This window comes from Ursidibacter sp. B-7004-1, from assembly GCF_053654055.1.
This window is the reverse complement of sequence record NZ_JBSIUP010000044.1, coordinates 1-11,093: the sequence shown is the minus strand read 5'-3', so window position 1 is coordinate 11,093 and position 11,093 is coordinate 1. Positions and strand designations below refer to the sequence as shown.

The 11,093-nt window shown below is 40.3% G+C and carries 6 protein-coding genes, 2 tRNA genes and 1 pseudogene; 4 read left to right on the top strand and 5 right to left on the bottom strand.

Annotation, left to right across the window (positions count from 1 at the left end):
* Positions 1-93: 93 nt before the first annotated feature.
* Positions 94-948 (bottom strand): bifunctional methylenetetrahydrofolate dehydrogenase/methenyltetrahydrofolate cyclohydrolase FolD, encoded by an 855-nt coding sequence (gene folD, locus ACWIW0_RS10695; RefSeq protein WP_454453296.1) that lies wholly within the window; start codon positions 946-948, stop codon positions 94-96.
* Between the two features lie 166 nt (positions 949-1,114).
* Here folD and ACWIW0_RS10690 point away from each other — a divergent pair.
* Together ACWIW0_RS10690 and ACWIW0_RS10685 are read left to right on the top strand one after the other, a co-directional pair.
* Positions 1,115-1,191: transfer RNA gene (locus tag ACWIW0_RS10690), tRNA-Pro, on the top strand.
* Between the two features lie 36 nt (positions 1,192-1,227).
* Positions 1,228-1,304: transfer RNA gene (locus tag ACWIW0_RS10685), tRNA-Arg, on the top strand.
* Between the two features lie 409 nt (positions 1,305-1,713).
* Here the strand turns inward: ACWIW0_RS10685 and sucD are convergent.
* Positions 1,714-2,586: a succinate--CoA ligase subunit alpha gene (gene sucD, locus ACWIW0_RS10680; RefSeq protein WP_454453295.1), complete on the bottom strand. Its 873-nt coding sequence runs from the start codon at positions 2,584-2,586 to the stop codon at positions 1,714-1,716.
* Complete coding sequence (gene sucC, locus ACWIW0_RS10675) at positions 2,586-3,752, bottom strand: ADP-forming succinate--CoA ligase subunit beta (RefSeq protein ID WP_454453294.1); 1,167 nt, start codon at positions 3,750-3,752, stop codon at positions 2,586-2,588. Before sucC ends, sucD begins: the two co-directional genes overlap by 1 nt.
* Before the next feature lie 193 nt (positions 3,753-3,945).
* On the opposite strand from sucC, the pseudogene ACWIW0_RS10670 reads away from it, so the two are divergent.
* A pseudogene (locus tag ACWIW0_RS10670) lies at positions 3,946-4,161 on the top strand (cell division protein FtsZ); the annotation flags it as partial.
* A 50-nt stretch (positions 4,162-4,211) separates the two neighbouring features.
* Here ACWIW0_RS10670 and odhB read toward each other — a convergent pair.
* Both odhB and sucA read right to left on the bottom strand, forming a co-directional pair.
* Entirely contained in the window at positions 4,212-5,438 is a 1,227-nt protein-coding gene (gene odhB / locus ACWIW0_RS10665) for a 2-oxoglutarate dehydrogenase complex dihydrolipoyllysine-residue succinyltransferase (RefSeq protein WP_454453293.1), read from the bottom strand.
* 122 nt (positions 5,439-5,560) lie between these two features.
* On the bottom strand, positions 5,561-8,368 hold the full coding sequence (sucA, locus tag ACWIW0_RS10660) for a 2-oxoglutarate dehydrogenase E1 component (RefSeq protein ID WP_454453292.1): 2,808 nt from the start codon (positions 8,366-8,368) through the stop codon (positions 5,561-5,563).
* Positions 8,369-8,895: 527 nt separating this feature from the next.
* On the opposite strand from sucA, the gene ACWIW0_RS10655 reads away from it, so the two are divergent.
* On the top strand, positions 8,896-11,093 hold a 2,198-nt coding region (locus ACWIW0_RS10655; RefSeq protein ID WP_454453291.1), incomplete at its 3' end, for an ESPR-type extended signal peptide-containing protein.

Genomic DNA, 11,093 nt, shown 5'->3' with positions numbered 1-11,093 from the left:
CATTTTTGAGCTGTCTCTCTCCCACAAGTGGGAGAGAGTTTTTTCAATTTTGTGCAACTGCTACATAATACCGAATATTTCTATTCTAATTTGTTACAGGGAAATATGGTGTTGATAAGACTGTAAAGTATTGTGCATTAGCATAGCAACAGTCATTGGACCAACTCCACCCGGAACAGGCGTGATATAGCTTGCTCTTTGAGATGCTTTCTCGAATTCAACATCTCCAACTAATTTACCATCAATACGGTTAATACCTACATCAATCACAATAGCACCTTCTTTAACCCATTCACCAGAGATAAATTGAGGTTTTCCTACTGCAACAACCAAAATGTCAGCTTGACGAATATGAGAGGCGAGATCTTGGGTAAAGCGATGAGTCACAGTAACGGTACAGCCAGCTAATAATAGCTCTAATGCCATAGGACGCCCCACAATATTTGATGCACCTACGATAACAGCGTGTTTACCATAAAGATCAACTTGGGTATTTTCTAATAGTTTCATTACCCCATAAGGTGTACAAGCTCTTAATGTTGGAATACGTTGGCATAATCTACCAACATTATATGGGTGGAAACCATCAACATCTTTATCGGGTTGAATAGCTTCTATCACTTTTGTGCTATCAATATGTTTAGGCAGCGGTAGCTGAACCAAAATACCATCTACACTTTCGTCCTTATTTAATTCATCAATTAAATCTAAAAGGGCTTGTTCTGTGGTTTCTAGTGGAAGATCGTATGATTGGGATTGAATACCGATTTCAGCACAGCTTTTTCTTTTACTTCCAACATACACTTGGGAAGCAGCATCTGAACCAACTAAAATCACTGCAAGCCCCGGTGCTCTATATCCTTGTTCAAGATAATGCGATATTTTGGTTGCAACTTCATTTTTTATTTGGTTTGAGAGGGCTGTTCCTGAAATAATATTTGCAGACATTGTTTGGCTCCTAGTGATACGAAAACGTTTGCTATTCTCTCAAAAATTTTGCTTTTTGATAAGTCTTAATATACTTAACGTTCAAAGAACAGTCATTTAAATAAGCTAGAATTAAAAAGAGATTGACGAAAGAACAAAAAAAACTATAATTCAGCACATCTTATGTCGGCGAGTAGCGCAGCTTGGTAGCGCAACTGGTTTGGGACCAGTGGGTCGTAGGTTCAAATCCTATCTCGCCGACCATTTCTTTTTATAATACTATTCTTAATATTATTTATTGCGCCCTTAGCTCAGCTGGATAGAGCAACGCCCTTCTAAGGCGTGGGTCAAAGGTTCGAATCCTTTAGGGCGTGCCATTATTTTTCTTTAATTATCAATCAGTTACATTCAAATTTAACTCATAACTTTTCTATACTCAAAATGCTTTGTGACCAATTTGTAACTAGAATTTTACCTGAATTTTGCCTTACATCTCCGCCCTGAAGGACGGAGCTTTTCGGCACAATTCAGGTAAAAGAGGCTATTTTGAAATATCTTGAAGAGATGGAAGATATTTTTCTAGCAGATAAAGCATTAAGAGAGTTTAGAGAATCAGGAGAGTAGCTTATTAGTATTACTGATTTGGAATGAATAATGAAAAAATCTGCACCTTAATCAGTTGGTTGTTTATTTCAACTTTTGGTGCAGATTATCATTTAAATCTAACAAAAAATAGATTATCAATAACCTAAAATATCCCTAATAAAATGGGGCTATATCAGACAATTATTGGTTTAGTGCTTTACGCAATGCAGAGCCAATATCAGCAAGGCTACGGACAGTGGTTACACCAGCCGCTTCAAGTGCTGCGAATTTCTCATCAGCAGTACCTTTACCACCACTAATAATAGCACCTGCGTGCCCCATTCGTTTGCCTTTTGGTGCAGTAACCCCTGCAATATAACTAACGACAGGCTTGGTTACATATTCTTTGATGAAAGCTGCCGCTTCTTCTTCCGCAGAGCCACCAATCTCACCAATCATTACAATGGCTTCGGTTTCAGGATCATCTTGGAATAATTTCAGAATATCAATAAAGTTTGAACCAGGGATAGGGTCGCCACCGATACCCACACAAGTAGATTGTCCAAAACCTTCATCAGTAGTTTGTTTTACCGCTTCATAGGTTAATGTACCAGAACGAGAAACAATACCAATTTTGCCTTTCTTGTGAATACTACCCGGCATAATACCAATCTTACATTCATCTGGTGTAATAACACCTGGGCAGTTAGGGCCGATCATACGCACGCCAGTTTGGTTTAAGCGTTGTTTCACTTGGAGCATATCTAAAGTTGGAATACCTTCAGTAATACAGATCACTAACTGAATACCTGCATCAATGGCTTCTAAAATCGCATCTTTACAGCCTGCTGCGGGAACATAGATCACAGTTGCTGTTGCCCCCGTTGCTTCTACGGCTTCACGCACAGTATTGAAAACAGGTAATCCTAAATGGGTTGAACCGCCTTTACCAGGTGAAACGCCACCAACTAATTGTGTGCCATAAGCAAGTGCTTGTTCAGAATGGAAAGTACCTTGACCACCAGTAAAACCTTGGCAAATTACTTTTGTGTTTTTATCAATTAAAATAGACATTATTTACCCTCCGCAGCCTTAACCGCTTGAATAGCAGCATCTGTTAAGGTAGCCGCCGCAATAATATTTAATCCGCTTTTAGCTAAGATTTCACGCCCTAATTCTGCATTGTTTCCTTCAAGGCGAACGACCACAGGCACATTTACACCCACTTCATTTACCGCAGCAATGATACCATCTGCAATTAAATCGCAACGGACAATACCACCGAAGATATTAACAAGAACCGCTTTTACTGCTTTATCTGATAAAATAATTTTAAATGCTTCTGCCACACGTTCTTTAGTTGCACCACCGCCCACGTCTAAGAAGTTTGCAGGGAAACCGCCGTGAAGTTTAACAATATCCATCGTTCCCATCGCTAAACCAGCACCATTAACCATACAGCCGATATTGCCATCTAAAGCCACATAGTTTAATTGGTGAGATTCAGCAAGAGCTTCACGAGGGTCATCTTGGCTAGGATCTTGCATTGCTGCGAGTTCAGGCTGACGATATAACGCATTGCCATCTACAACCATTTTGGCATCTAAGCAAAGTAAGTTACCTTCTTTAGTGGTAACAAGTGGGTTGATCTCTAATAACGAGAGATCTTTCTCCACAAATAATTTAGCAAGTTGGGTAAAGATAAAGGTAAATTGTTTGATTTGATCGCCTGATAACCCCAGTTTGAACGCTAATTCACGCCCTTGATAAGCCATTCCTCCTGTTAAAGGATCAATCGCAATTTTATGAAGTAATTCAGGAGTTTTTTCTGCTACTTCTTCAATATTCATACCGCCAGCACTTGATGCCATAAACACAACTTTTTGTGAAGAACGGTCGATAACAGCCCCTAAATAAAGCTCACGATCGATATTTGCGGTTTCTTCAACATAAAGTGTATTGACAGGCTGACCACTTGCATCTGTTTGGAAGGTAACTAAACGGTTACCTAACCATTTATCTGCAAATTCACGCACTTCAGCTTCGTTACGCACGAGTTTTACGCCACCAGCTTTACCACGACCACCTGCGTGTACTTGGCATTTAATCGCCCACGCATCACCGCTTAACTGTTTAATGGCTTCAACAGCTTCATCAGAGCTCTTGCACGCAATCCCTCGGCTAACAGGGAGCTTATATTGGGCAAAGATTTGTTTGCCTTGATATTCGTGTAGGTTCATTGTGTTGTTCCTATGTTGTGTTTAATTTCGGCTTTATGAGTTTGCCAAATCTTCCCTAGCCCCTCTTGGCTAAAGATGGGGAGGGAAGATTTGGTTACAAAATTTTCTTAAAGTCAGACTGCTTACCTATGCATAGAAATGGAAAAATTGCTATAATAAAAGCCCTTTTATTACCATTTCAGGAGTAACTACTATGTTTGAACCTATTGTTGAGAGCAACATAAAAGCAAAAATAAAAGTTATCGGTGTTGGAGGTGGTGGAAGTAATGCTGTTGACCACCTTGCTCAAACTACTGATAATTATGACATTGAACTTTTTGCAGTTAATACAGATGCACAGGCTTTGAGAAGTATCTCAAGTAAAGTCCAAACTGTTCAAATAGGTGCAAATCTTACTAAAGGCTTAGGCTGATTTTTCTTAGAGACCGCTTGCATTCATACAAGCGGTCTCTTTTCTTATTAAATTTCCAATAACAAGCGAGTTGGATCTTCAAGTAGATCTTTAATTGCCACTAAGAACCCAACAGACTCACGTCCATCAATTAAACGATGGTCGTAGCTGAGAGCTAAATACATCATTGGGCGGATTACCACCTGACCATCAACAGCCACTGGGCGATCTTTAATGGCGTGCATACCTAAAATAGCACTTTGTGGCGGATTGATGATTGGCGTGGACATCAATGAGCCAAATACACCACCATTGGTAATAGTAAAGTTACCGCCAGTTAAATCTTCAACGGTTAATTTACCATCACGACCTTTTTCCGCTAACGCTTTGATCTGTTTCTCAATTTCAGCCATTGAAAGTTTATCGCAATCACGCAGAACTGGTGTGACTAAACCACGAGGAGTAGAAACCGCAATGCTGATATCAAAATAGTTGTGGTAAACCACATCATCGCCATCAATTGAAGCATTTACTTCAGGATAACGTTTTAACGCTTCAACTACCGCTTTAATATAGAACGACATAAAGCCTAAACGTACACCATGTTGTTTCTCGAATTTATCGCCATACTGTTTGCGTAAGCTCATAATCGGTTGCATATCCACTTCATTAAACGTGGTTAGCATTGCAGTGGTATTTTTCGCTTCAAGTAAGCGTTCAGCAATGCGTTTGCGTAAGCGAGTCATTGGTACACGTTTTTCGCTACGAGCAGAGTAGGCAACTGTACTAATCGTATTTTCAGCTTTCTCTGCCACTTTCGCCATATTGGCTTTAGCACGTTTTGCAACCACAGCTTCGACATCTTCACGAGTAATACGTCCACCAACGCCTGTGCCTTTTACTTCACTTGCATCTAAACCGTATTCAGCTAATAAACGGCGAACTGCAGGGCCTTGAGAGTCTGCATCACTGTGATCGTTTTCTACCGCAGAAGATTTTCTATCTGCTGGTGTTGGTTCATTTTGAGCAAGTGTTGCACTGCTAACATCACCAGCTTGAACCGCTGAAAGTACACCAAGCACTTGTTTGCTGATAACCGTAGCACCAGTGTCTTGCTGAATTTCAGTAATAACCCCATCGCTAGTTGCAGGCACTTCAAGTACCACTTTATCCGTTTCAATTTCAACGATAACTTCATCACGTTTTACGCTATCGCCCACTTTTTTATGCCAAGTCGCAACAGTTGCATCAGCAACCGATTCAGGAAGATCAGGAACAAGAATTTCGATAGTCATAGTTTATTTCCTTTTAGTTCTATATAAGGACGTACCATATACGCCCATTTAAAATTTGCAAAAATCTAGCTAAAAACGACCGCTTGCTAAGGCGTATCACATACCTTAGCAAACGATTTAAACTAGAGCGTTAAAGCATCACTTACCAACTGTTTCTGTTGTTTGGTATGGAGCGACATATAACCCACCGCAGGGGAGGCTGATGCAGGTCTGCCTGCGTATTTCAATTTCGCATTCTCTGGAATAGAGGCTTCAAAATTGTGTTTACTACAATACCAAGCCCCTTGGTTTTGTGGCTCTTCTTGACACCAAACATAATCAGTAACGTGAGCGTATTGTTCTAGCACTTTTCTGACTTCATCGTGTGGATAAGGATAAAGCTGCTCAATACGAATAATCGCTACATCTGTTTGATTATTTGCACGACGTTGCTCAAGAAGATCGTAATACACCTTACCAGAGCAAAGCACCACACGTTTTACCCCTTTTGGATCAAGCTCATCAATTTCACCGATGACATTTTTAAATTCACCGTTGATCAACTCATCAAGCGTAGAAACTGCAAGTGGGTGGCGAAGTAAAGATTTCGGAGAAATCGCTACTAATGGGCGGCGAACTTTACGAATCGCTTGACGGCGTAACATATGGTAAACCTGTGCAGGGGTTGAAGGTATGCAAACTTGCATATTTTGTTCTGCACAAAGTTGTAAATAGCGTTCTAAACGAGCTGATGAGTGTTCAGGGCCTTGTCCTTCATAACCGTGTGGTAATAACATTACTAAACCACACATTCTGCCCCATTTTTGTTCACCAGAACTAATAAATTGGTCGATAACAATTTGAGCACCGTTAGCAAAGTCACCGAATTGTGCTTCCCAAATGGTTAGCGTTTTCGGATCAGTTGTTGCATAGCCATATTCAAAGGCTAATACCGCTTCTTCAGAAAGTACGGAATCCCATACTTCAAAACGACCTTGATTTGCGTGTAGCTGTGTTAATGGCACATAACCTGTACCATCATTCTGATTATGGATCACAGCGTGGCGGTGGAAGAATGTTCCACGCCCAGCATCTTCGCCTGATAAACGAACGTGAATACCATCATCTAATAAAGTAGCGTATGCCATTGTTTCAGCCATACCCCAATCTAATAGTTTTTCACCTTTGTACATTTCTCGGCGATCATTATAAATTTTCTCAACACGAGAATGCGGTTTTACACTTTCAGGATATTCACACACACGTTTAGCAATAGTTAAGAAACGATCTTGTGGGAATTTACTCTCATAAGGCTCAGTCCATTCATAATTGAGATATTGTAGCCAATCCATTTTAGCGGTATCCATCTCACGCCATTCAGGTACGACACGATCACCATTATCTAATGCATCACGATAGAGATTCATCATCTCAATCTCTTCATCGCCTGTTAAAATGCCTTCAGCAATTAAGCGGTCTGCATATACTTTGCGTGGAGTCGGGTGTTTTTTAATAATGCTGTACATCATCGGCTGAGTAGCTAACGGCTCATCGGCTTCGTTATGCCCGTGACGGCGATAAGAAATCAAATCAATAAAAATATCTCGTTTGAATAAGCAACGATATTCAACTGCCATTCTTGCCGCAAAAGCTACCGCTTCAGGATCATCACCATTAACGTGAATAATCGGTGCTTGGATCATCTTCGCAATATCCGTACAGTATTCTGTCGAACGGGTATCGTTAGGGTTAGAAGTCGTGAAGCCAATTTGGTTATTGATTACGATACGAATAGTACCGCCCACTTTGTAGCCACGAGCATTTGACATATTTAAGGTTTCTTGCACCACACCTTGTCCAGCCACAGCGGAGTCACCGTGTACGGTAATCGCTAATACTTTATTATGCTCTTTATCGTAAATACGATTTTGTCTTGCTCGAACTGAACCGATAACCACAGGGCTAACAATTTCTAAGTGAGAAGGGTTAAAAGCAAGGGCTAAGTGAACTTGCTTATCATCGACAGCAAAATCAGAAGAGAAACCTTGGTGATATTTCACATCACCAGTACGGTTTACATCGGCGTGTTTGCCTGCAAACTCATCAAATAATTCCGCAGGTTTTTTACCAAGTACGTTTACGAGCATATTTAAACGCCCACGGTGTGCCATACCCATTACCACATCGCTCATACCTTGGCGACCAGCGTGGCGGATAATCTCTTTCATCATTGGAATGAAAGAATCACTTCCTTCTAATGAGAAACGTTTTGCACCTGGGAATTTAGCCCCTAAATAACGTTCCAAACCGTCTGCTGCGGTTAATTCTTGTAATAAATTGATTTTTTCTTCTTTCGTGAAAAGCGGTTTATTTAAGACACTTTCCATTTTAGCTTGTAGCCAGTTTTTCTGTTCCATATCTTGAATATGCATAAATTCAAGACCGATACTGCCACAATAGGTTTCTTTTAAGGCTTCGGCTAATTCACCGAGTTTAATGGTTTCTTTATTATAAACATAACGACCAACAGTAAAGGTTTCATCAAGATCTTTTTCTGTAAAGCCGTGATGACGGTAGTCTAATTCAGGAACTTGAGAGGTTTTCCAACGGTAATAGTTTAGAGGGTCGAGTTTCGCTTCGAGATGCCCACGAAAACGATAAGCGTTAATAAATTGTAAGATTTTGACCAATTTTGCACTGGCTTCAGGGTCAATAACGGTTACCGCTTCAGTTCGATTTTCACGAGCTAAACGGCGGAAATAGTCTTTTACCGTAGAGTGTGGTTGTTCTACCACATTAGTTTTCGGGAGTTGAGCGAAAATTGCTTGCCAACTTTCATCAACACTTTCAGGATCATCAAGATACTGTTCATAGATTTCTTCAACATAAGATTGATTGGCTCCACCAAATGCAGTTGAAGCTATCCAGTCATCAAAGTTTTTATGTTGCATACATACCTAACCTTATTGAGTTGTGTTTATTGATTATTGCTCTCGCCATTATAGCGAGTAATGCCAAAAAAAAGTGGTAAAACCTTGATATAACTGCTCATTTATAAAGCAGTAATTATTTGGAGCGTATTATGCCCTAAATCTAATCAAAAAACTGTGATGTAAGTCTTATTTTCACAAATTTGTAACATTGGTGTTGAGGTAATAATAGCTAAAGTAAATTAGATTGTAATTTTATGTCAGTATTTTCATTTCTTTACTTAGTAATTATAGCCTATTTATGCAATAAATTTATTTCTTGGTTTTTTCTTAACTATTTGATTTGTTTATTTTTTTTTTTTTTTTTTGCGGTTTTGGGCGGGCGGTTGTTTTTTTTGTTTTTAGTTTATAGAATGGGTTATAGAACGTTTCCTTTTATGTCAATTTGTAAGTTTTTACAAGTTTTGTAATTGTTAATGTCTATGTGATTTCTAATAACTTTATTAGCGATTTTTATTAACAATATCAATACTATTTATGGGTATGCTATGAATAAAATTTTTAAAATTATTTGGGACTACGCTTCTCAAAATTGGGTTGTTGTGTCAGAGCTAAGTAAATCTAAAGGAAAAAGCAAGGCTTCTAGTTTAGGTAAGACCAAAGCAAGCTGGAGTATTGGGGTAGCAAGTAGAAGTCTTGTCATTCCATTTTTGCTTTTTTTAATTTCCAGTGAAGCGGCAGCGATTACTTGTAGTACTCCAACTGGTCAAACAAATGTGCCTGTTTCTAATCAAAATAAAGATAACAGCAACGTCGTCTGTGGTGTAAATGCTTGGGTAAACAGCCCAAGAAACGTGGTGATTGGTTCAGAGAGCTGGATCAGTGGTTTAAATAATGGCTCTGGCAATCAAACCCAAAATGCGGTAGCGATTGGCTATGGCGTTCAGTTAAGAGGTGGTAATCAAGATAACTACAACTACGCTACAGCGGTCGGTTCGACTTCTTATGCTTATCAAGGTTCAAGTGCTTTTGGTTTTGATGCTCGTGCGGAATCTACAGAGGCGACAGCGGTAGGACGAGGCAGCCGTGCACTTTCTAGTTTGTCTATTGCAATGGGGCGAGATGCTAAGTCTGGTGATCCTAGCTGGACTGGCACGCCTGCATCTAATCCACATACTTCCGCCATTGCTATCGGTTATAAAGCTCAAGCAGTAAAAGGCTCTTCTGTGGCATTAGGTGCGAACACAAAAGCAGATACAAATATATTTAACACCGCATTGGGTTCAGGAGCCCACGCAAGCGGTCAAACTTCTTTGGCGATTAACCATAATGCTAGCTCAAAAGGGAATTTTTCTATCGCCATCGGTCGTAATGCTTTAACCGAAACGAATGCCGAAAATGCCATCGCCATCGGTGAAAGTGCCAAATCAACCCATAAAAATGCGGTGGCATTGGGTAATTCTTCAGAAAGTGGTATGGCAACAAATATCCAAAATGCCACCGTTAATGGCGTGAGTTATTCGGGTTTTAAGGGTAATAGTCATTTTAAAGCTGCTGATGGTCAAACTGAAAACAATGCGGATACATTGGGCTTAACGGTTTCTATCGGTAAGGTAGGAATGGAGCGTCAGCTCAAAAACCTCGCACCGGGTGAGATTTCTGCTGGTTCTACCGATGCCATCAACGGCTCGCAGCTTTATATCGTTGCTCAAAAATTGAGTGAAGGTTGGTCTATTGGTAATAGATTAAATGCAGATAGAACTAACAAAGTAGGCGATGTTCAAACCAATAAGCAAGTGAACTTTGTTGGTGAAGGTAGCACGACAGTTACGGTTGAAGAAGTTCAGGGTAAACCGGGTAATTACAACGTTAAAATCAAATCAGCTCCAGGTGGTGCAGCAGCTGATACCAACACCAAAACCAATGTTACGACAGATACCGGCGATGTGCTGACTGTAACCAATACGCCAAGCACAGACGGTAAATCCATCACTTCTAAAGTGAATGTGAAAAAAGCAAACATTACGGTCAATCAAGCTACTGGTGCGGTAAATGCTGTAGCGAATAATGCAGATGGTGTTGTTACTGCCAAAAATCTTGCTGAAGCATTGCAGAAAACCGGTTGGGTACTCAAAGTGAACGGTACTGGCAATAATGTCATCAACCCAGGTGAATCAATTAACTTCAAAAACGGCATTGGTACTACCGCTGCTGTTTCAGGTAATGATATTACATTTAACATTAACACTACGACTCTTGGTACGGCTCCGGCCTCTGGTACTAATGCAGGCAAAATCAACGTTCCTGCTGCAGGAAACACTTTCGCTACTGCTAATGATGTTGCTACCGCAATGAACAGTATGTTCTGGAAAATCTTTGCTTCGGGCAATGGTGGCGGAAACCGTACGCCTCAACCAATTAAAGCAGGTGATACGGTCGAGTTGTTTGGTGGAACCGGAATTAAGGTAGATCAAGCCAATGGTAAATTTACCTTCTCTTTAGATGAAAATTACATCAAAACGCACCCAGGATTAAAAGGTCAAAAAGGCGACAAAGGTGACAAAGGTGATAAGGGAGATCAAGGTATCCAAGGTGTAGCTGGTCCACGAGGTCCAGCTGGTGCACGAGGTCCAGCTGGAACCAACGGTAAAGACGGTAAAAATGCGGTGGCATCAGTTGTGAATAACAACAACGGTACACACACGATTTCTATTACCGATGGTAATGGTCAAGTTACCACAACGAC